The 22,297-nt window shown below is 69.6% G+C and carries 16 protein-coding genes; 12 read left to right on the top strand and 4 right to left on the bottom strand.

Annotated elements, in window-relative coordinates; genetic code table 11:
* The first annotated feature begins 66 nt into the window (after window positions 1-66).
* From FBT69_10160 to FBT69_10140, 5 genes are all read left to right on the top strand, one after another.
* Complete coding sequence (locus tag FBT69_10160) at window positions 67-2,115, top strand: hypothetical protein (GenBank protein MDL1905158.1); 2,049 nt, start codon at window positions 67-69, stop codon at window positions 2,113-2,115.
* 60 nt (window positions 2,116-2,175) lie between these two features.
* Entirely contained in the window at window positions 2,176-3,138 is a 963-nt protein-coding gene (locus FBT69_10155) for a hypothetical protein (GenBank protein MDL1905157.1), read from the top strand.
* A 169-nt stretch (window positions 3,139-3,307) separates the two neighbouring features.
* Window positions 3,308-4,411: a hypothetical protein gene (locus FBT69_10150; GenBank protein ID MDL1905156.1), complete on the top strand. Its 1,104-nt coding sequence runs from the start codon at window positions 3,308-3,310 to the stop codon at window positions 4,409-4,411.
* 62 nt (window positions 4,412-4,473) lie between these two features.
* A complete protein-coding gene (locus tag FBT69_10145; GenBank protein MDL1905155.1) occupies window positions 4,474-6,426 on the top strand; it encodes a peptide ABC transporter substrate-binding protein in 1,953 nt (650 codons plus the stop codon).
* Window positions 6,423-7,430 (top strand): ABC transporter permease, encoded by a 1,008-nt coding sequence (locus tag FBT69_10140; protein MDL1905154.1) that lies wholly within the window; start codon window positions 6,423-6,425, stop codon window positions 7,428-7,430. Before FBT69_10145 ends, FBT69_10140 begins: the two co-directional genes overlap by 4 nt.
* 19 nt (window positions 7,431-7,449) lie before the next feature.
* Here the strand turns inward: FBT69_10140 and FBT69_10135 are convergent, their stop codons facing one another.
* The 4 genes from FBT69_10135 to accB all read right to left on the bottom strand — a co-directional run bounded on the left by FBT69_10135 (window position 7,450) and on the right by accB (window position 11,507).
* Entirely contained in the window at window positions 7,450-8,355 is a 906-nt protein-coding gene (locus FBT69_10135) for a hypothetical protein (protein ID MDL1905153.1), read from the bottom strand.
* Window positions 8,356-8,473: 118 nt separating this feature from the next.
* Window positions 8,474-9,286 carry a PEP-CTERM sorting domain-containing protein gene (locus FBT69_10130; GenBank protein MDL1905152.1) on the bottom strand — a complete coding sequence of 271 codons (813 nt, stop codon included), beginning with the start codon at window positions 9,284-9,286 and terminating at the stop codon, window positions 8,474-8,476.
* 254 nt (window positions 9,287-9,540) lie between these two features.
* Window positions 9,541-10,881: an acetyl-CoA carboxylase biotin carboxylase subunit gene (gene accC / locus FBT69_10125; GenBank protein MDL1905151.1), complete on the bottom strand. Its 1,341-nt coding sequence runs from the start codon at window positions 10,879-10,881 to the stop codon at window positions 9,541-9,543.
* Window positions 10,882-11,030: 149 nt separating this feature from the next.
* Window positions 11,031-11,507 (bottom strand): acetyl-CoA carboxylase biotin carboxyl carrier protein, encoded by a 477-nt coding sequence (gene accB / locus FBT69_10120; GenBank protein MDL1905150.1) that lies wholly within the window; start codon window positions 11,505-11,507, stop codon window positions 11,031-11,033.
* A 155-nt stretch (window positions 11,508-11,662) separates the two neighbouring features.
* Between accB and FBT69_10115 the strand changes: the two genes are divergently transcribed.
* The 7 genes from FBT69_10115 to FBT69_10085 all read left to right on the top strand — a co-directional run bounded on the left by FBT69_10115 (window position 11,663) and on the right by FBT69_10085 (window position 22,267).
* Window positions 11,663-13,285, top strand: coding sequence for a hypothetical protein (locus tag FBT69_10115; protein ID MDL1905149.1), 1,623 nt, complete (start codon window positions 11,663-11,665; stop codon window positions 13,283-13,285).
* 14 nt (window positions 13,286-13,299) lie between these two features.
* The gene (locus FBT69_10110; GenBank protein MDL1905148.1) at window positions 13,300-14,430 is read left to right on the top strand and encodes a hypothetical protein; all 1,131 of its coding nucleotides are present in this window, start codon (window positions 13,300-13,302) and stop codon (window positions 14,428-14,430) included.
* Window positions 14,427-17,489 carry a VWA domain-containing protein gene (locus FBT69_10105; GenBank protein ID MDL1905147.1) on the top strand — a complete coding sequence of 1,021 codons (3,063 nt, stop codon included), beginning with the start codon at window positions 14,427-14,429 and terminating at the stop codon, window positions 17,487-17,489. The genes FBT69_10110 and FBT69_10105 overlap by 4 nt, the downstream gene beginning before the upstream one ends.
* Before the next feature lie 120 nt (window positions 17,490-17,609).
* Complete coding sequence (locus tag FBT69_10100) at window positions 17,610-18,674, top strand: MoxR family ATPase (GenBank protein ID MDL1905146.1); 1,065 nt, start codon at window positions 17,610-17,612, stop codon at window positions 18,672-18,674.
* A 78-nt stretch (window positions 18,675-18,752) separates the two neighbouring features.
* Window positions 18,753-19,214: a GxxExxY protein gene (locus FBT69_10095; protein MDL1905145.1), complete on the top strand. Its 462-nt coding sequence runs from the start codon at window positions 18,753-18,755 to the stop codon at window positions 19,212-19,214.
* Window positions 19,215-19,217: 3 nt separating this feature from the next.
* Window positions 19,218-20,183: a DUF58 domain-containing protein gene (locus tag FBT69_10090; GenBank protein ID MDL1905144.1), complete on the top strand. Its 966-nt coding sequence runs from the start codon at window positions 19,218-19,220 to the stop codon at window positions 20,181-20,183.
* A complete protein-coding gene (locus FBT69_10085) occupies window positions 20,180-22,267 on the top strand; it encodes a VWA domain-containing protein (protein ID MDL1905143.1) in 2,088 nt (695 codons plus the stop codon). The genes FBT69_10090 and FBT69_10085 overlap by 4 nt, the downstream gene beginning before the upstream one ends.
* The last annotated feature ends 30 nt before the right edge of the window (window positions 22,268-22,297 follow it).

Below are 22,297 nucleotides of genomic sequence, written 5' to 3'. Positions count from 1 at the left end.
CACGCCGGGGCCGAGTCCCGCGGCCGGACCCCTGACCCCCGACCCTGGACGCGATTCAAGAACGCCATGAGCATCACACCCCCGCCGTTCCGAACCGCCCGCCGCCTTGCCGCCGCCCTGCTGAGTGCGTCGGCGATCGTTCTCGCCTCTTGCGGCGAGCGTGAATCGCAGGCCGGGGCGGCGGTGCGCGACGCCTCGTACAAACTCGCCGCCCTGAACGCCGGCGTCGGCAACGACCCCGTCGATGAGCACGCGGTTCGCGTCTACACCTCGGTCCGCGAGAACCTGAAGCGTGCGGCGACGTCCGGCTCGGCGGACGAGACCGGCGCGGCGGCCATCCTCGTCTCGCACGCCGAGCGTGGGCTTGCGGCCGTTCCCGCCGCCGAGCACATGCGGCTCGAACGCGAGGCCGCCCACCAGAAGGAACTCATCCTCGCCGAGCACCGCGCGTGGATCGGGCACAGCGCGCTCGCCGTGGCCGCGGCCACCTACGACCCCGCGAACGATCTCGCCGAGATCGAGCGGCAGGTGCGCGAGCGTCAGGCCGAGGTCGAGAAGGAACGTGCACGTCAGGCGGAACTCACCGCCAAGGTCGAGCAGTTGCGCTCCCGCGCTCGGGCGCTCCAGGCCGAGGCCCGCCAGCACCGCGACGAGGTCGGCCGGCTCGAACTCCGCGTGCCCACGGTCTCCGACACCGAGGGGCTGGAACTCGTCAAGCAGGCCCGCGAACACCGTCGCAAGGCCGACGGCCTCGAACTCCAGGCCCAGGAGCTCGTCGTCGAGGCAGACCTGATGATGCCCGAGGTCAACGAGTCGGGCGTGATCGTCGAGAAACTCCTCCGCCAGATCGAATCGCTCGGCGAGGTGCGCGTCGGCGTGCAGGCGCGCGGGCGCACCGCGCAGGAGCAGGCGACCGCCGCCCGCGCGGACGCGCAGGCCGCCGCCCAGCGCCTCGCCGCCCTGCTCGAAGGCTCGGGGGGAGAGCCGGGGCTGCACGCTTTCCGACAGGCGCGGCTGGTGCAGGCCTACGACGAGGCCTCGCGCGGGTTCGATGCCTCGGCCTCCGAGGCTCGCAAGGGGATGACCGCCGATCGTGCCGGCGCGCAACTCGCGGTGGGGCAGGCCAGGCAGGCCGCGGGCGACCTGCACTGGAACCGCGCCCGTGGTCTGGCGTCATTCGCGGAACTGCTCGAAGCCCTGGTCGGCTCTACTCCGGCCGTCCCGAACGCGGACCGTTACCGCGCGTGGGCCGCCGAGGCGCGGCAGGCGGAGCGCGAAGCGCTGGAACGGGCAGCGCAGGCCTACTCCGATGCCCGCGAGGCATACGGCGCGACCGGTGCGCGGGGAGAGGCCCGCGAACGCCTCGAACGAGTCACGCGCCAACTCGAACTGCTGACGCAGAGCGTCGGCGGCTCGGTTGTCGATTCGTCCGCCTTCGACGCTCAGGCGCCGGCGGCCGTGGCCCATGAATCGTCCGGCGACACCGGCGCGACGCCCAGCGGCGGCGGCGATCTCGCAGCCGAGATCGACCGTGTGATCGCCCTCGTGAACGAAGGTCGCTACCTCGCCGCGCTGGAGTTCGTGCATCCCGCGACCGACGCGGACCTCGCGTTCGTCCAGGCCGTTCGTCCTGCGGTCGAAAAGCAGGAGCGCCTCGACCGCATCACGCGCGAGAAGTTCGGGGCTTCGTTCACCGACTACGTCGCCGAGAATCCCGCCGCAGCCCAGGGCATGGTCGGCGGCATGGGCGACCTCGGCGGCGGCTTGGACGTTCGTGGCGTTCGCGCCGCCGACCTCGACATCCGAGTCCAGGGCGACGAGGGCCTCGTCCTCGCCGGCAACGGGCAGCGCATCCCCTTCCGGCGCATCGACGGCTCTTGGCGGCTCATCTTCAGCATCAACGACCTCGGCCTCGGCGGCCCGGAGATGCAGCAGATGATGGGCATGATGGAGCCGATGATGCGGGCCACAGCCCAGGTCTACGACGACCTTGCCGGCATGGTCGAGCGCGGTGAACTGCAGTCCAATCAGGCCGTCATGGCCGCCATGCAGAACAAGATGATGCAGGTGATGATGGAACTCATGGGCCAGATGCAGCCCCCCGGCGGCGGCTGATCCCTCGCCACGCTCCGGCCGCTCCTTTGCTCTCGCCCTCCGTCGCGGAACAATCCCCGGATGAGCCACGAAGCCCCGATCCGCATCCCCGGCCCCGCGCTGCCGGAGGTGCGGATGCACCTGCACACCCCGGCGGACCCCGGTGTCGGTGTTGTCGTCGAGACGCGTGTCTGCACCGCGCGCAAGGCCGCAGGCTTTGTCCGACACGTCGCCATCGATGTGGGCCGAACGAAACTCGCCGGAAACTTCCGTGTCGGTCAGTCCTTCGGTGTCATCCCTCCGGGCCTCGACGCCCACGGGAAGCCCCACAAGGTCCGTCTCTACTCCATCGCCTGCCCCACGGCGGGCGAGGACGGCCGTGGCCAAGTCCTCTCCACCACCGTCAAGCGCACCATCGACGAGCACTGGGAAACCCACCGCCTCTTTCTCGGCGTCGCCTCCAACTGGCTCTGCGACCTGCGCGAAGGCGACGAAGTGCCCGTCACAGGCCCCAGCGGCAAGCGATTCCTCCTCCCCGCCGACCCGGCGGCACATGATTACCTCTTCTTCGCCACGGGCACAGGCATCGCGCCCTTCCGCGGCATGATCCTCGAACTCCTTGCCGCCGCCGTTCCTTCGCGCATCGTGCTTGTGATGGGCGTCGCGTACCAGACCGACCTGATCTACGACGCCGAACTCGACGCCTTGGCTGCTTCGAGCGGCGGTAGGTTCACCTACCTCCGCACCCTGAGCCGGCAGCCCCAGATCGACGGCGGCCCTCCCATGTACGTCCAGGATCGGCTCAGAACCCACGCCGATCTTCTCGGACCCCTCCTCGCGAGCGAACGAACGCTGGTCTACGTCTGCGGCATCGCGGGGATGGAACTGGGCATCTTTCAGTCGATGGCCGGAACCCTCCCCCCGAGCACGCTCGAGGGCTATCTGCGCGTCGAGCCGGATGCCGGGGAGCCGGGGGCGTGGACCCGTCGAATGATCCATCGTCAGGTCAGCCCAACCCGCCGGGTCTTCATGGAGGTCTACTGATGCCCTTGGCAGCCCTTGGGGCATCCGGATTGACCCGCAGGGGCGGCACTGGTAGGTTTCCGGCTCTCAGGGGGTGTCGTTGGCAGGGCGGGCGGTCGTGGCGCCGGCTCCGATTGGCTGCCGTGTGCGGGCCGCGTGCCCGCTGAGCGGGCGTAGCGAGGATCAAGCCTTGGGCGCGAGGATCGTGAGACTGGCCGGGTTGGTGCGGGCGGGAACGCTCGCCGTCGTGCTCCTCGCCGCGCACGCCTCGGCCCAGCCGATCGGCGGTCTGCGCGACGACCTCATCACCAAGATCACCGCGCTCTCGTCCGCCGAGACCGACGAAATCCGCCAGTTCACCGAGCCTCGGCTCGTCGCACTCGCCGGCGAGGACGCCGCGGCCCGAGAGCGGGCGCGAGCCGAGCTTGTCGCTTCGCTCCGCAGACCAGGCGTCTCGGTCGCGTTCAGGCAGGCATATCGCGGCGTGATGCTGGACCGCCTCACCCCGCTCGCGAGCGACGCACGCGACGAAGTGGCGATCAACGCTCTGCTTATCCTGGGCGAACTGGCCGACGACGCGGCGGCCCGCGTGGTGATGGAGCGAACGGGCGACGACCGACAGACCGTGCGCTACGCCGCGATCGCCGCGCTGACGACGAGTTTCCGCGCCGCGCGCGACCAGGCGCCCGCGCTCACGCCCGCGACGGCCGGCCGCATCGTCGATCACCTCGGCGAACGGCTCAGGACGGAACGCGACGCGTGGACCGCCGACGCCGTCGCCCGCTCGCTCATCGCGGCCGGGTCCATCGGTCGCGCCGAGTTCGCCCCATCGGCGCAAAACGCCTGGGTCGCGCTCGCCGAGGGCGTGGGCGACCGTCTCTACGCAGCCCAGCCTGGACCCGAGCGGCGGATCGCGCTGCTCACCGCCATGCGCGCGGGCGAAGCCATGCGCGACGCCATCACGACCCCGGCGGGCATCGGCGACCGCGCGACCCGCGCCGCCGCCTCGCTCGGCGGGGAGACCATCGGCTTCGTCGCCCGCCTGCTCGAACGTGGCGAACTCGCGTCCGGTGAACGCCGCTTCGAGACCGACCTCGTCAACGTCGGTGAGAACCTGGTCTTCTTCTCTCGCCAGAAGTTACTCCCAAACCCGCCCCAGCAGACGCGCCTGGCGGACACGCTCGGTGCCGGGCAGGACAGCGACTACCGCAACACGGCACGCCGGCTGGTCGCAGAACTGACGCAGCCTCCCGTCTCCATGCCGCAGAACCGCGCGACACGCTGGTTCAACTGATGAGCCGCCGCGAGGATCCCTGACAGACCCCTGTTGGTCCCGCCGTGGTATCGTTCCCGCGGATGCTGCGCGCGCTCGTGCCGGTTCTGCTGCTGGTTCTGCTGGTCGGGCTGTCGGTCGCGCTGGACCGGCCGCAACCGCCCGCCGACTTCACCTTCGGCAACGGCAACGACGTCACCACGCTCGACCTCCAGAAGATGAGCTGGATGCAGGACCTCCGCGTCGCCCGCCTGCTCTTTGAGGGGCTGGCCGCCAACGATGTCTTCACCGACGGCTACGACCCCATCCCCGCCGCCGCCGAACGCTGGGAGGTCTCCGAGGACGGCCGCGAGTACGTCTTCCACATCCGACCGACGGCGAAATGGTCCAACGGCGACCCGCTTCGCGCCGGCGACTTCGTCTTCGCCTGGCGACGCGCCATCCTGCCCGACACCGCCGCCGACTATTCCGGCCTGTTCATGTTCATCGAGGGCGCGCAGGCCTTCGCCGATTGGCGGACGGAGGCTCTCGCCGAGTTCGCCCGTTCGCGCCCCGTCGGCCAGAGCGCAGGCGCCCGCGCCCAGGCCGCCCGCGACCTCTGGGCCGAGACCGAGCGCCGCTTCGACGAGATGGTCGGCGTGCGCGCCGTGGACGATCGCACGCTCCGCGTCCGCCTCGACCGCCCCGTGCCGTACTTCCTCGACCTGTGCGCGTTCGCCACGTTCTACCCGGTCTACCCCCCGCTGGTGCGGCAGTACGACCGGCTGGACACCGAGACCGGGCGCATCATCGCCGAGGCAGGCTGGACGCAGCCGCCGCGTCTCGTGAGCAACGGCCCGTTCAAACTCACGGTCTGGCGCTTCAAGCGCGACATGCGCCTCGAGGCGAACGAGCACTGGTGGGACACCGACTCGCTCGCGATCCGCTCCATCGCCATCCCCTCGATCGAGGAGCCGAACGCTCAGGTCCTCGCCTTCCGCACCGGCTCGGTGCAGTACCTCGCAGACGTCACCGTCCCCTATCGGCGCGAGATGCACGCCCGCAAGCAGGAGTTCTACCGCGAGCGCTGGGACGACTACGTGCGTCTGCTCGCCGAGGGGCACGACCAGTTCGAGATCGACCGGCGACTCCCCGACGACCCCCGCGCGCACGTCCACGTCGTGCCCGCGTTCGGGACGTACTTCTACAACTTCAACTGCCGCCCCGCGCTGCCGGACGGGCGGCCCAACCCCTTCGCAGACGCCAGGGTTCGCCGGGCCTTCGCCATGTGCATCGACAAGCGGGCTATCACCGACGAAGTCCGCGGCCTGGGTGAGCCGGTGGCCCGCACACTCATCCCTCCCGGCTCGCTCGGCGATTACGAGTCGCCGCGAGGCCTGGACTGCCTGAGCGACGCGAGCGACGAAACGGGCAGGCAGGCCATCGCGGCACGGGCGCGCGCCCTGCTCGTCGAGGCAGGCTACGACGACCCGTCCCGCTTCCCGGCCGTCGAGGTGCTCTTCAACAAGGACGCGGGGCACGACCTCATCGCGCAGTCCATCGCACGCAACTGGCAGAAGTACCTCGGCGTGCCCGTCCGCCTCGCCCAGAAGGAGATCAAGGTCTTCCGCGACGACCTCAAGAACCACAACTTCATGACCAGCCGCGCCGGATGGTACGGCGACTACGGTGACCCCACGACCTTCCTCGAAATCAACCGCACGGGCGACGGCAACAACGACCGCGCCTACTCGTCCAGCGAGTTCGACGGGCTTCTCGACCAGGCAGCCCGTGAAACCGCCCCCGTCCGTCGCATGGCATTGCTCTCTGAGGCCGAGCGCATCCTCATCGAGCGCGATCTCCCCCTCGTTCCCATCTTCCACTACTGCACCGTCACCATGTTCAACGCCCACGAACTCAGCGGCCCCAACCCGCACCCGCGCACCAACGAGAACATCTTTCTCTACGACGTCCTGGGCGACGGCAAGGGGAGCGACCGCGTGCGCGCGATGCCGATGCACCCGCGCGGGCCGGCGGTGGGGGGGGCCGCGCCGTGATCGTCATGATCGTGCGAAGGCTCGTGCAACTCCCCCTCATCGTGGGCGTGATCTACACGCTCACGCTGGTGCTCGCTTGGAAGGTGCCCGGCAACCCGCTCGAAAACCCCGAGGGCCGCAAGCCCGCCCCCGAGGTCGTCGAGGCCATGAAGGCCCAGTACAACCTCGACAACTTCTGGAAGTTCTACTGGTCATACCTCGACAGTGCGACCGGCGTGAAGTGGGTCCGCGAGAGCCTCGGCGGCGAGGCCGAACGCCGCGAGCGCGAGGCTCTCGACAGCGGCCTCATCCCGCCCGCGCGCTTCGTCTTCGACCTCGGCCCATCGCTCCAGTACAAGGACTACCGCGTCAACGACATCGTCGCCGCCGCGCTTCCGGTGTCGGTCACGCTCGGCGCTGCCGCGATGTTGCTGGCTGTCGTCATCGGCGTCACCGCGGGCGTGGTCGGCGCGGCCAGGCCGAACTCGATCGCCGACCTCGCCACGCTCGCCGTCGCACTCGTCGGCATCAGCCTCCCGAGTTTCGTCATCGGCACGGTGCTGCTGCTGGTCTTCGGGGTCTGGGCGGCCGCCCTCCCCGTCGGCGGCTGGGGTCGCCCCGAGCAGATGATCCTCCCAGCCGTCACGCTCTCGCTCCCCTTCGCGGCGTACATCGCGCGGCTCACGCGCATGGGCATGGTCGAGCACCTCAGTTCCGACTTCGTCCGCACCGCCCGCGCCAAGGGCGTCCACGAACTGCGTGTGCTGCTCCGCCACGCCCTCAAGAACGCCTTCCTGCCCGTGCTCAGTTACCTCGGCCCGGCCACCGCGCTGGCCATGACCGGCTCCTTCGTCGTCGAACGCGTCTTCAACGTCCCCGGCCTCGGCCAGCACTTCGTGAACGCTGTCCAGAACAAGGACCTGTTCCTGATCATGGGCGTCGTGCTGGTCTTCGCGACGATGCTCATCCTCTTCAACCTCGCCGTCGACGTCCTCTACCGATGGGTGGACCCGCGCATCGAGTGATTGCGGCGAGACGGCGTGCTCAGCCCCCGCCGTCCTTCTTGCCGCCGAGCAGATTGCCGATGCCCTTCGCCGCGTCCTCGATCTGCTTCGTCGCGTCCTCGCCCGCCTTCTTGAGGTCTTCCAGGTTCTTGGCCGCGTCGCCGATCGAGCCGGTGATGTTCTGGAGGCCCTGCCCGAAGTCCGCAGCGAAGTTCACGCCCAGCGACTGGAGCGATTCCAGCTGCCCGAGTTGCGTGGTCAGGTCGTTCACGAAGTCCGTGGGCAGCAGGTTGCCCGCGTTGGCGGCGATCGAGGCCAGAACGGCCTTCGTGATGATGTTCGCAGCCTGGCCGAGCGTCACGCCGCTCCCGTCCGAGCCGACGTCGGTGAGCACGATCTCCGGCACGACGACCTGCACGGTGGTGAGCGAGCCGCCGACCGGCAGCATGGAGACGTTCGCGCGCACGTTGCGCACGTCCACGCGCCGGATGACGAAGCGTTTCTCCTCGCCCGTGGAAGGCTTGTCCTTGCCGGACTCGAAGCGCTTGAGGTTGTCGATGATGGCCTGGTAGTTCGCCTTGCCGTCGGCGCGTTCGAGGTTCACGGTGAGATCGGCGAGTTCGAGGCGAGGGAGTTCGACGACTTCCTGCCGCAGCGTGCCGAACGAGACCGAGACCCCGCCCGAGCCGAGCGACATGAAGGTATCGCTCTTGAAACCCTGAGGGTTGGCGACGCGCAGGCCCTGCATGTCGAACGAGCCGGACATGATGCCGACGTTTGCGCCCGCGAGTTTCGTGTCGACGCCGAGGGCGTAGGTCGCGCCGGCCTCGACGCCGCGCCGGGCGATGGAGTCCGCCGCCATGCCGACTGCGGCGATGCCGCCCACGACCACGACGACGATCAGCACGACGAACGCCGCGACGAGCCGGACCAGCATCTTTCGCATGGCAAACCCTCCCCGCACGCCGGAATCGGCGCGACCAATGCTATGCGCAACGATTCGGGGCCGACCCCGGTGTGGGGCCGGCCCCGCGAGGGACGGGTCGGAGTCGATCACATACCGATCAGCGCCGCCGGCGAGCAGCCGCCACGCCGCCCAGGCCGAGGAGCGCCAGCGTGCCCGGCGCGGGCACGAAGGCAGCGGCCGAGAAGGTGCCGCTGCCCGTGAAGGGCGACGGGAGCGTGCCCAGCTGCACGCCTGTGTTCGCATCGAAGATGTAGAAGTTCGGCTGCGTCGTGTTCGGGCCGTCCGTCACGTAGTACGCGATGCCGTTGTGGACCGCCAGCCCGTCGATGTCGGTCTCGCCGGCGGGGTACGGCGCCTTGAGCGTGACGGTCTGGTTGGTGTCGTCGATCAGGTACAGGCCGCGGCCGTCGCTCGGCGTGTCGCTCAGCCCGTACAGGTTGTTGTTCGTCGCGTCGACGTCCACCCCGCCGAAGTCGAACGTGCTCGAGTACACGTAGGTCTGCGTGGCGATGAGCGTCACGGGGTCGATCTCGTAGACCGCCTCGGTGGCGATGTTGCGCGTTCCGACGAGCAGCCCGTTGCGGAAGCCCAGGCCGACGAAGTTCACGGACGAGTTGTTGTACATCATCGTCCCGAGCGAAACGGGATTCAGCCCGTTGATGTCGTACGGGGACGCGTAGAGCACCGATCCGTTGTTCCAGTACAGCGTGTTGGTGCCCGGGTCGTACGCCATCCCCCACGGCTTGGCCGTGTTCGTCGACGACGAGTAGATCGACGTCGCCACGCCCGTGTTCACGTCGACGTGGTAGATGTGCGCGGTCCCGGACTGGTCGTTCCCCACGATCAGCTGCCCGGAGGCCAACGAGGCGGCGAGACCAACGGCGGCGAAGGTGCTGGCGATCAGACGCATGGTTCTCTCCTTATGTGCAATGTTCCTGCCTGCCGGCCGTGAGCAGGCGAGTTCACGACGGCCGAAACGACGCGCGGCCACGAGGCGGGCGCGATCGTCCGATGATCACGGCGGTCCCTCCACGATCCCCTTTATCAGCCCGCCCGAGACGGGGCAGGCGCTACTCCGGATACGAGCGTAGCGATCCGAACCGTCTGCCGCAAGGGAATTCACGCGCGGCAGGCCAAGTGGTTCTGCCGGCTCCGCGGCGGTCATCACTTCAGCAGCCGCTCGAGGAAGTGGATGTCCACTCCGCCTGTGCGGAAATCGGAGTTCTCCATCAGGCGCAGCTGCAGCGGGATGGTCGTCTTGATCGGCCCCACCCGGAACTCACGCAGCGCCCGGGCCATCCGCGCCAGGCACGCCTCGCGGTTGTCCGCGTGGACGATCAGTTTCCCGACCATCGAGTCGTAGTTCGGCGGCACCCGGTAGCCGGTGACGACGTGCGAATCGACACGCACGCCCGGTCCGCCCGGCGGCTCCCACAGGTCCACCGCTCCGGCCGAGGGCATGAACCCGCGATCCGGGTCTTCCGCGTTGATGCGGCACTCCATCGCGTGCCCGCGAAACGACACGTCCTTCTGGCGGAACGGGAGCGGCTCGCCCGCCGCGATCAGGATCGACATCTTCACGATGTCCACGCCGGTGATCATCTCCGTCACCGGGTGCTCGACCTGCACCCGCGTGTTGACCTCGAGCATGTAGAAGTTCTGCTTCTCATCCATGAGGAACTCGACCGTGGCCGCCCCGGCGTACTCGGCCGAACGCACGAGCCGCGCCGCGCCATCGCCCAGCGCGGCGAGTTTGCGCCGGTCAACGCTCGGCGCCGGTGCCTCCTCGATGAGCTTCTGGTGGCGGCGCTGCACCGAGCAGTCACGCTCGAAGAGGTGAACGGCGTGGCCGTGCTTGTCGCCCAGCACCTGCACCTCGACGTGCCGGGCGTGCTCGAGAAACTTCTCGATGAACACCGACCCGTTGCCGAAGGCGGCCTGGGCCTCCTGCTGCGCCGCCCGGATGTTCGACCGCAGCGACGCCTCGTTTCGGCAGATGCGCATCCCGCGACCGCCGCCGCCCGCAGCGGCCTTGATGATGACCGGGTACCCGACCTCCTCGGCCACCTTCGCCGCCTCGTCCTCGTCCTCGATCGCGCCCTCCGAGCCGGGGAAGATCGGAACCTTCGCCGCCCGTGCCGTGCGCTTGCACTCGACCTTGTCCCCGAGCTTCCCCATCGCCTCGGGGCTGGGGCCGATGAACTCGATCTTGCAGTCGCGGCAGATCGCTGAGAAGTCCGCCCGCTCGGAGAGGAACCCGTAGCCGGGGTGAATCGCGTCCACGTCGGCGATCTCGGCCGCCGAGATGATCCGGCTGATGTTGAGGTAACTCTCCTTCGCCGGCCCCTCCCCGATGCAGATGGCCCGATCCGCGAGGCGCAGGTACGGGGCGTTGGCGTCGGCCTTCGAGTACACGCACACCGCCTCGACGCCCAGTTCACGGCAGGCGCGGATGATGCGGAGAGCGATCTCGCCGCGGTTCGCTATGAGGATGCGTCGGAACATGGTGGGGAAGGGATTAAGGGGAAAGGGGTCGAAGGGTCGGGGGCATCGAGGGTGCGGGCATCAGGGTTTTGGCATCAGGGTTCCGGGGTGGGGCGTCCGACTCTCGGCGCCTCGATCCCTTGATCCCTCGTCCCTCGACTTCTCTCTTCTCACGCGGGCCGGATCAGGAACAGCTTCTGCCCGAACTCCACGGCCTCGCCGTTGTTCACCAGGACTCGCTCGACCGTGCCCGCGCACTCGGCCTTGATCTCGTTGAACACCTTCATCGCCTCGACGAGGCACACCACCGTGTCCGCGGAGACCGCCGACCCGACCGAGACGAACGGCTCGGCGTCCGGCGTCGCCGCGGAGTAGAACGTCCCGACCATCGGCGACTCGATCGCCACCAGTCCCGCGTCGTCCTCGTCGCCGGCTCGGGCCGCGCCGTTCTCGCTCGCCGGAGAGACCTCCGCGCCGACCGCGCCGACCGCCCCGGCCGTGCCGGCGTGCGGGTACGCCGGCGCCATCACGATCCCGCTTGGCCCGCGCTTGATGGTGACCGTCTCCTGCTGGTCGCGCAGGTCGAGTTCAGAGAGGTCGTTCTCGACCATCAATCGGACCAGTTCCTTCAGTTTGCGGATGTCGATCATGGGTCTTGTCCGTCGCACGCCGCCCAACGCTCATTGGGGCCGCTGCAGAGATTGGAGAGAACCCCCGGCACAGGGCGGGCATGATATCGGGGCCACGCGGGGCGTGCGCTGCCGCCCGCGGGGGCGTTCCGCGGGCGTGTAGACTCGGCCCGATGCCGGACGAACCGCACACGCCCGCATCGGCACGCGCGATCCGGTTCGTCGCGTATTCACCCCCGGCGATCGTGCTGCTGCTTGTCGTCGGCGTCGCCGTGCTCTGGCCCGCGGGTTGGGCGATGGTCGGCGTCGTGCGAGGCGTGCACGACTTCGGCGCGGCCGACCTGGTCCTCACGCGCGGACGTGCCGCCGCGCTCGCGCGGTCCCTGGCGTGGGCGGTCGGCGTCGGCGTGCCTGCGGCCGCGCTGGCCTGGCCGGCCGCATGGGCGCTGCGAGCCGCGCGATCGGCCTGGGCGCCCCTCCTGCTCGCGCCCATGCTCCTGCCGAACTACCTCGCCTACGCGGGGTGGAATCTCCTCCGAGCGCCCGGCGGATTCCTCGCGGGCGTTGTAGAAGATGCAATCCATCGCGGTGCGACATGGGCGCCGCTGGCGATGGGGCGTGCCTTCGCATGGCTCGGGCTGGTGCTGTGGGTCTGGCCGGTCGCTGCCGTTGTGCTCGCCATCGCGGCGCGCCGGCTCGACCGCGCCGTGCTCGATGCGATCGCGCTCGAACCCATGCCCGGATGGCGCCGAGCGGCGTTCATCGTCTCGGCGACGCGGTGGGGGTGGTTCGCCGCGGCCGGGTGTGCCGCGCTGCTCACGCTCGCTTCGCCCGTGCCGCTGCACGTCGCCAACGTGCCGACGTACGCCGTCGAGGTCGTCTGGTTCTCGCTGGATTTCCACCCGTTCGCGGAGCGATGGCGGTCATGGGCCTCGGCGTGGCCGCTCGTCACGGTCGCCCTCGCCGCCGGCGTCGCCATCGCCGGTCCGATCGCTCGTGCGGCCTCGGCTCGCACAGGTGATGACGCAGGCGACGAACGTCACGGCGTTGGCGCGTTCGCGTGGTGCGCGGCCGCCGTGGTGTGGTCGCTCAGCGTGGCCGTGCCGTTCATGCTGCTCGCGCGCGACGCGGGTAGTCTCCGAGCCATCGCCAATACGGCGCGCACCATCGCGCCGGCAGTCGCGAGCAGCGCGGCGTGGGCGGCGGTGGCGGGTGCAATCGCTGCCCTCGTCGCCGTGTGCGTTGCGTCGATCGGCAGCTCTCGTCGCCGCGCCCACCGCGGGATTGCGGCGTGTGCGCTCGCGTCGTGGCTCACGGCCGCGCTGCTGCCTGGTGTCCTCATCGGTTCGGCCGTCGATGCGGCTTACGGCCGGACGCCGATCGTCGGCGGGTCGATCATGGTCGTGGCGGTGGGGGAGGTGGCGCGGTTCGGGTTTCTGGGCGTTCTGATCGGTTTCGTGCTCGCCCGGCTCCAGCCGCGCGAACTGGCCGACCTGCGCCGCCTCGACGGGGCCGAGGGCGCGCGCGGCTGGTGGCGAACGGCGTGGCCGATGCAGGCCGGCGCCCTGGCAGGCGCGGGGCTGGCGACCGCCGCGCTCGCCTTCCACGAAGTCGAGGCCGCGAGCCAGCTCCAGCCGCCCGGGCTGGGAGGACTCGCCACGCTCATGCTCAACTTCCTGCACTTCGCCCGGCAGTCGGACCTCTCCGCGGCATCTGTCTTGCTCATCGCTGTCGGGCTTGCGATCAGCATCGGCGCGATCGTCCTGACCACACGCACGACACGCCAGGGGTGCTGAAAGACGCCGCCCGAATGGTCCGGGGAACCGCCGGGCGGGGCGGCCGGTACCCTGTCAGGGACATGCGAGCCGGGGTCGGGCGAGGACGGCGCGGGGTGGCCGGGCGTGGAGCGCTCAGCCTGTCATGCGCCACTGCGCTCACTCCCGGCGTGCTCTCCGTCTCGGGATGCGGCCCCGAAACAGGTGGGCCGATCGAGGTCCGCGTCGAACTGGGCGAGCCGGGCGGGGCACCGGGCCAGTTCGCCTACCCCCGCTGCATCGACGCGGACGGCGAATCCCTCTGGGTCATCGACAAGACTGCCCGGGTGCAGCGGCTCGACCCGCGAACAGGCGAGTGCCTCGCTTCGTTCCGCATGCCCGAGTGGGAGCTGGGCAAACCCGTCGGCATCACCGCCGCTCCGTTCGGTGACCCGCCCGAGCCTGCCCTCTATATCGCCGACACGCACTACCACCGCCTGATGGTCTATCGCCCGCCGACGAAGGTGGACGGCGAGGCGACCCTGCTCGCCTCCGTCGGGCGATACGGCAAGGGCGAAGGCGAGTTCATCTACCCTACGGACGTCGCGGTCGTAACAACCGAGGGGGGGGGTGTCGAGCGCGTCTACGTTGCCGAGTACGGCGGGAACGACCGCGTCAGCGTCTTCGACGCCCGACTCAACTTCCTCTTCGCGTTCGGGGCGTTCGGCTCGGGCGGGGGGGTCGAGTTCAACCGGCCCCAGTCGATCGCCTGGGAGCCGACCCGCCGCGAGATCATCGTCGCCGATTCCTGCAACCACCGCGTTGGCCGCTTCACGCCGGAGGGCGCGCTCGTCGCCTGGTACGGCTCGCCCGCACACGCCGGCGCGGAGCCGGGCCGGTTCCGCTACCCCTACGGCCTGGCGGTCCTCCCCGATCGCACCGCCCTCGTCGCCGAGTTCGGCAACTCCCGCGTTCAGCGCATCGATCTCGACACGGGTGACGCCCTCGCCGCGTACGGCCGCGCCGGGCGAGGGCGCGGCGAACTCGCCTATCCCTGGGGCGTCGCCGTCCTGGAGCGCACCGTCTTCGTGCTCGACTCGGGCAACGGCCGTGTGCTGGGCTTCGATCGTCCCTCACCGCGCACCGTGCGAGCGGCCCGGCATGACACGCAGGGAGGCGGCGGGTGACGCTGGCCGCCCTCACCATGGGACCGATCGAGTTTCTCCGGCCGATCTGGCTGATCCTGATCCCCGTGCTCTGGGCGCTCACCGTCTGGCTCTCGCGCCGCAGCCTGAGCGGCCTCGGCGGGACGACCCGCCGTGTCGCCGTCGGCGTGCGGATGCTCGTGATCGCGCTCGTCGCCGGCGCGGTCGCCGAGCCGCAACTCCGAAAGCAGAGCCGCGACGTGGCAGTGAGCGTCATCCTCGACGTCAGCCGCTCCGTCCCCGTTGAGTTGCAGGTCCGTGCCGACCGCTTCATCGACCAGGCGACCGCCGAGAAGAAGACCGACGATCGGCGCGGCCTCATCGCCACCGCGCGCGAGGCATACGTCCAGCACCTCCCGAGCCGTCGCGTCGATCGCGTCGAGCGGCGCATGGTCGGCGCGACCGACGGCACGAACCTCGCCTCCGCCGTGCAACTCGCCCTCGCCACCGCCGCCCACGACGCCGCCAACCGCATCCTGCTCGTCAGCGACGGCAACGAAACCGAGGGCAGCCTCGTCCGCGCGGCCGAGGCGGCCCGCGCCGCTGGCGTGCCGATCGACGTGCTCCCGCTGCGCTATCGCTATGACAACGAGGTCATCGCCGATCGTCTTGTCGCACCGGTGCTGGCGCGCGAGGGCGAGATCGTTCCGCTGCGCGTCGTCCTCACTGCCACGCGCCCCGCACACGGCCGCCTCTCCATCCTGATGAACGACCATCCGATGGACCTCGACCCCGACTCGCCCGAGGTGAGCGTCCCCGTCGAGTTGCGCGCGGGCACGAACGTGCTGAGCGTGCCGGTCCAGATGCCCGGCCGCGGCGCGCACCAGTTCCGGGCGGTGTTCGAGCCGGAGCTCACCGCGGCGGGCGTGCCTAACGACGGCATCATCGAGAACAACCAGGCCCTCGCGGTCACGTTCGTCTCCGGCGAGGGCCGCGTGCTTGTCCTGCGGAGCGACCGCGGGCCGGTGGACGAATCAGCCGCCCTGGTCGGCGCGCTCGCCGAGTCCGAGATACGCGCCGACGTGCGCACGCCCGAGAGCGCGCCCGTCGATCTCGCCGGCTTCACAGCCTACGACGCGGTCGTCATGGTGAACCAGGCCGCCTACGACTACTCCGAAGCCCAGCAGCAGGCCCTGCGCCAATACGTCCACGACACCGGCGGCGGCCTGCTCATGATCGGCGGTGACCAGTCCTTCGGCGCGGGCGGCTGGATCGGATCGCCCCTCGAAGACGCGCTCCCCATCCGTCTCGACCCGCCCCAGAAACGCCAGATGCCGCGCGGTGCGCTCGCCCTCGTCATCCACTCCGTCGAGATGCCCAACGGCGTCTACTACGGCAAGCAGGTCTGCAACGCCGCCGTTGATGCGCTCAGCCGACTTGACTACGTCGGCATCGTCGAGTATGGCTGGCAGGCGGGCACCGACTGGACGTTCCCGCTCCAGCCCAAGGGCGATGGGATGGCCGTCAAGCAGGCCATCAACCGCCTTGTCTTCGGCGACATGCCGAGTTTCGACCCGTCGCTGCAACTCGCCCTTCAGGGCCTGCTCGCCGTGGACGCCGGCCAGCGACACGTCATCGTCATCTCCGACGGCGACCCGTCGCTCTCCACCGCACTGCTCGACCAGTACCGCGCCAACCGCGTCACCATTTCCGCCGTCGGCGTCTACCCGCACTCGATGCGCGACCTGAGCACCATGAGGCTCATGGCCACGCGCACCGGCGGCGAGTACTACGAGGTCACCACCAACGCTGCCCTCGCCAGCCTGCCGCAGATCTTCGTCAAGGAGGCACAGGTCGTCCGTCGCAGCCTCATCTGGGAAGGCCCCGCCTTCGCGCCCACGATGACCGGCTTCTCCGAGACCACCGCCGGAATCGACGGCCTGCCCCCCATCACCGGCTACGTCGTCGCCGCCGAACGCGAGGGGCTGGCCCAGGTCACCATCCGCGGCAAGGAGAACGACCCGATCGGGGCGCAGTGGCAGTACGGCCTCGGACGCGTCGTCACCTTCACCAGCGACGCTACCGCACGCTGGGCCACAAACTGGCTTGCGTGGGGCAAGTACCGCCAGTTCTGGGAACAACACGCGCGATGGGCCATGCGACCGAGCGGCTCCGCGAATCTTCGCGTCACCACCGAAGACCGCGGCGAACAGACGCTCGTTGTCGTCGATGCGGTGGACGCCGAAGGGCGGCGCCTGCCGTCGGCCGTCTTCCGTGGACGCGTAGCCGGGCCGGGCGGCGGCGGCGTGGATGTCGATCTTCGCCAGGTCGGTCCAGGACGGTTCGAAGCGCTCGTCCCCACCGCGGATGCCGGCACCTACGTGATGAGCCTGCGCTACTACGCCCCCCCCACCGAAGAGGGAGGACCCGCGACCGAGGGCACCGTGCAGGCCGCCATCACGAGGCCATTCGCCGAAGAGTTCCGCTCACTCCAGGACAACACGCCACTGCTGATGCAGGTCGCCGAGATGACCGGCGGCCGCGTCCTCTCGCTGGACGCCGCGCCCGCCACGGCGGAACTCTGGCGGCGCGAGGGGCTGACGATGCCCGTGGCAACGAAGCCGATCTGGCTCTATGTCGCGCTCGTCGGACTCGGGCTGTTCGTCATGGATGTCGCCGTGCGGCGCGTGCGGATCGACGTCATCGGCGCCTTCAAGGCGAGCCGCAAGGCGCTCGAACGCAGCAAGGCCCAGGCGGGCATGAAACTCGAGACCCTCCAAGCCGTGCGCCAGAAGACGCAGGAACGCATGACCGCCCGTCCCGAAACGGCGGACCCCGACCTCGTGCGCTCGGGCGGGAGCGGCGGCCCGGGCACAGCCGCGCCGCATGTCGCCAAGCGCAAGTTCGAGGCTTCCGCAGAGCAGATCGCTCGCGCTGCGTCCGGCCCGGTCGCGCTCGGCGGCGAGCCGATGGCGCCCGACCAGCCGAAGCAGCACGCTCCGAAGACCGAGGCCGAGGACGAAACCGCCGAGGCCGGGATGTCGCGGCTGCTCAAGGCCAAGCAGCGAGCGAGGGAAGGCATGAAGGAAGAGGAGAAGTGACGAAGTGACGAACCACGACTCTATCGCGGATCTCCGGTCCCTCGCGATCTTCGCGTCCGTTCTCATTACGGCAGATCACGAATAAGACGACCGATCGACCAGCCAACGCAGGAGTTCACCATGGCCCCGAATCCAGCACACGAGCAGACACCCAGCGAAGTCCGGGCGGCATGCGACAAGTTCCGCGACGATTTCCAGCGCCTCCGGGCCGAAGTCGGCAAGGTCATCGTCGGCCACAACGAGGTCGTCGAGGGCGTCCTCATGGCCCTCTTCGCGGGCGGCAACGTGCTCCTCGAAGGCGTCCCCGGCCTGGGCAAGACGCTCCTCGTGCGCACGCTCGCCCAGACGCTCGACCTCCCCTTCAACCGCATCCAGTTCACGCCCGACCTCATGCCCGCCGACGTCATCGGAACCAACATCGTCACCGAGAATCCCGACACGGGCCGCCGGCAGTTCGAGTTCCAACGCGGCCCCATCTTCGCCCAGATCGTCCTCGCCGACGAGATCAACCGCGCCACGCCCAAGACCCAGTCCGCCCTCCTCGAAGCCATGCAGGAGCACGCCGTGACCGTCGGCGGCGTCACCTACCGCCTCACCGAGCCGTTCCTGGTGCTCGCCACGCAGAACCCCATCGAGCAGGAGGGCACCTACCCGCTCCCCGAAGCGCAGTTGGACCGCTTCATCTTCAAGATCGTCGTCGGCTACTCGCAGCTCGACGATCTCATCACCATCCTCGACCGCACCACCGGGCAGGAGACGCCGCACCCCGCCAAGATCATGGACGGTCCGCGCATCCTCGAAGCCCAGCGGCTCGTGCGCGGCGTGGTCGTCGCGCCGCACGTCAAGGAGTACGCCGCACGCCTCGTGCTGGCGACGCACCCCGAGGGCAAGCACGCCGCCGGCGGGCCGAACGGCCCGACGAACCGATATGTCCGCTGCGGCGCCAGCCCGCGCGCGGCCCAGGCGCTGCTGCTGGGCGCGAAGGTGAAGGCCGTCACAGACGGTCGGTACCACGCCGCCTATGCCGACGTGCAGCACGTGGCGCACATGGCTCTGCGCCACAGGCTCATCCTCAACTTCGAGGCCGAGGCCGACCGCGTGAGCGGGGACGCCATCGTGGACGAAATCCTCAAACTCACGCCCACCGAACAGGCCGGCGTCCCTCTCGCGGCTGGAAGGGCGTAAAGCAGAACGCGGAGTTCGCGGAGAGGAACGCGGAAATCGCAGAGAGGAAGAACTGGTTTGGACACACGGCACCCCGACATCCCCGACGCCCTGAACAAGGTCAGCGAGCGCATCATCGGTTGTGCGATCGGGGTGCATCGGACGCTCGGCCCGGGATTGCTGGAGCGTCTCTACGAGGAGGCCATGCTCCACGAACTCGCGTCCCAGAACCTGCGAGTGGCGCGCCAGGTCGCCGTTCCGGTGCGGTACAAGGGCGTGGACCTCCACGGCCAGCGGCTCGATCTGGTGGTCGAGAGGGCGGTTGTCGTGGAACTGAAGGCCGTCGAGGCCGTGGCCGACGTGCACCTCGCGCAACTGCTCACGTACCTCCGCGTCGCCGACCTTCCGCTCGGGCTGCTCATCAACTTCCACGTTCCGCTGCTCACAAAGGGCGTCTATCGCCGCATCAACTCCCAGGCCCTCGGCCGAAGGGTTTCCCACCCCGATCCCGTCTCCGTGTCCTCTGCGCCTTCTTTGCGTCCTCTGCGTTCGGACCCCTGACCCATGCTGCGAACAGAGAACCCCAAGCGACCCGCATCCCTCGACGAGCTGCTTGACAGCCGACTCATCTCACGAGTCTCGCGCCTGGACGTCACCAGCCGCAAAATGTTCTCCGGCAAGCTCAAGGGCGAGCGCCGCAGCAAGAAGCGCGGCGAGAGCGTCGAGTTCGCCGACCACCGCCCCTACGTCGTCGGCGATGACCTGCGACACATCGACTGGAACATCTTCGGCCGACTCGACCGCCTCTTCCTCAAACTGTTCCTCGAAGAGGAAGACCTCTGCCTCCACGTCGTCGTCGACTGCTCCGCCAGCCACGACTGCGGCCAGCCCAACAAGTTCTTCTTCATGCAGCAGGCCGCCATGGCCCTCGGCTACGTCGGCCTTGTCAACTACAACCGCGTCGCCATGACCGCCATCGGAACGCCCGCCACGCCGGGGACGAGCGCGAGCGAATCCGGGGATGCCCCGCACACCGGCATCATGTCCGCCGTCCGCGACCTGCGCGGCCGCCGGCGCACCCACGAACTCGCCGCCTGGCTCTGCTCGCTCCGCCCCGAGGGCGGGAGCAACTTCCCCGAGGCCGCCAAGCGCATCGCCCTCTCGCGCCGCGGCAAGGGCGTCATGGTCGTGATGTCGGACTTCTTCTACAAGGAGGGCTATGAGACCGGCCTCCGACTGCTCATGGGGCGTGGCTACGACGTCTTCTGCCTCCAGGTGCTCAGCCCGCAGGAACTCGAGCCCGACATCGCCGGCGACCTCCGCCTGCGCGATGTCGAGGACGCCGACTTCGCCGAGATCACCGTCAGCGCGCCCCTTCTCAGACGCTACAAGGCCAACCTCGCCGCCTACTGCGACCAGTTGCGAACCTTCTGCGCCCGCCGCGACATCACGCTCCTCACGGTCCGCTCCGACACGCCCATCGACGTGCTGCTCCTCGACTACATGCGGCGAAGGGGGGTACTGCGATGACCTGGCTCACCCCGCTCGTTGCCGCCGTTGCAGCCGCGATCGCGGTGCCTGCGCTCATCATCCTTTACTTCCTGAAACTCCGCCGTCGCGAGGTCGAGGTCTCCACGACGCTGCTCTGGAAGAAGGCCGTGCAGGACCTGCAGGCCAACGCCCCCTTCCAACGCCTCCGCCGCAACATCCTCCTGCTGCTCCAACTCCTCGTGCTCGCGGCCGCGCTCGTCGCGGTCGGCCAGCCCGAGATGCAGGGCAAGGTTCCCCGCGGCCTGCAGCACGTCATCCTCATCGACCGTTCCGCCAGCATGTCGAGCACGGACGGCGAGGGCGGTGTGTCGCGCCTCGACGCCGCCAAGCGTGAGGCCGTCCGGCTTGTCGATTCGCTCCGCGGCGAGAGCCTCCTCGGATCGGACCGCGCCGATGAGGCCATGGTCATCGCCTTCGACCAGACCGCCGAGGTGCGCCAGCAGTTCACGGGCGACAAGACCGCGCTCAGGGCCGCCATCAACGCCATCGAGCCGACCGCCGCGCCATCGAGCCTCGACGAGGCCGTCCGCCTCGCCCGCGCCCACCTGCCCGACCAGACGCTCGTCGAGGAAACCGGCGCGGTCACGGTCGAGGGCCTCAAGACCCGCGGCGTCGCGCTCCACCTCTTCTCCGATGGCCGGCTTCCCGATGCCCAGCGCGTTCTCACCGGCGTCGAGGACAAGGTCCAGTTCACGCGCCTCGGCACGCCCGACGCCGCCAACCTCGCCGTCACCGCTTTCCGCGCCGAACGCACCTACGACAACCCCACGGAACTCACCGTCTTCGTCGGCCTCCAGAGCACCGACCGCACCGAACGACGCGCCGAACTCGAACTCGTCATCGACGGCGTCGTCGAGCGAATCAGGCCCGTCACCATCCCCCCCGCGACCACCCACGCGCCCACGCTCGCGGACGGCACGTCGCCCCCCCCCGACCTCTGGCGGCCCGGCACGGCCAGTCTCGTCTTCCGCCTCGAACGCCCCGAAGGCGGTCTCTTCGCCGTGCGCCTCCTCCCCGGCGACGGACCGGACGTGCTCGAAATCGACAATCGCGCCTGGCTCGTCGTCCCCCCGGCCCGCCAGCTTTCCGTCGCCGTCGTCACCGAGGGGAGCCTCTTCCTCGTGTCCGCGCTCCAGGGCTTGCCGCTGGCGAAACTCATCCAGTACACGCCCGACGAGTACCTCGCGGCCTCGCGCCGCGGCGAAACCGGCGCATACGACGTCGTTGTGCTGGATGCCTGGCTCCCACCACCGGGCGACCGCCCGACCATGCCCCCCGGCCGCTACCTCGTTCTCGGTGCTGTCCCCCCCCCTCCGCTCGGCGCGGCCGACCTCGGCCCGGACGAGCCGGGCGTCCTCATCGACTGGCGACGCGACCACCCCGCGCTCCGCGGCCTCGTCCTCGACAACGTCGTCGTCTCCACCACCCGCAACGTCCAACCCGGACCCGAGAGCGCGATCACCGTCATCGCCGAGACCGACCGCGGCCCGGCCATCCTCGACCTCGCCTCCGCAGACCTCCGCGCCGTCATCGTCGCCTTCAACCCCGCCGACTCCTACTGGCCCTTCTACGTCTCATTCCCCGTCTTCATCGCACAGGCCCTCAACTACCTCGGCCAGGATCCCTCCCACCTCGGCCTCGACGCCCGCTCCGTTCGCCCCGGCAGCGTCCTCACCGACCGCCTCCCGCAGGGCGCGGCCGACGTCGCCATCCGACTGCCCGACCGCACCGAAGTCTCGCTCACGCCCGCAGCCGACGGGCGCATCGTCTACGGCCCAGTGCGACAGGCCGGCGTGCACGAGGTCACCTGGCGCGGCGAGCGCACACCCGCGGACCTCGCCGTCGGTACGCGCGCCCTGCGCCCCTTCGCCGCCAGCCTGCTCGACCCCGACGAGTCCGATGTCGGCGCGGCCTCATCTCTCTCGCTCGCTGGCACGGACGTCGTCGCCATCGACCCCTCGCGCTCGAACGTCAACCGCCGCCTCTGGCCCTGGCTCCTGCTTGCCGCTCTCGGCGTGATGATGCTCGAGTGGTTCGTCTACAACCGCAAGGTCCAGGTCTGAAACCCCGTGCATCGCGTGCCAACACCGTCG

It is taken from the genome of Synechococcales cyanobacterium CNB (genome assembly GCA_030263455.1).
Taxonomy (GTDB): domain Bacteria; phylum Planctomycetota; class Phycisphaerae; order Phycisphaerales; family UBA1924; genus CAADGN01.
The sequence above is the reverse complement of the archived record's forward strand: the minus strand, read 5'-3'. Positions and strand labels throughout refer to the sequence as shown.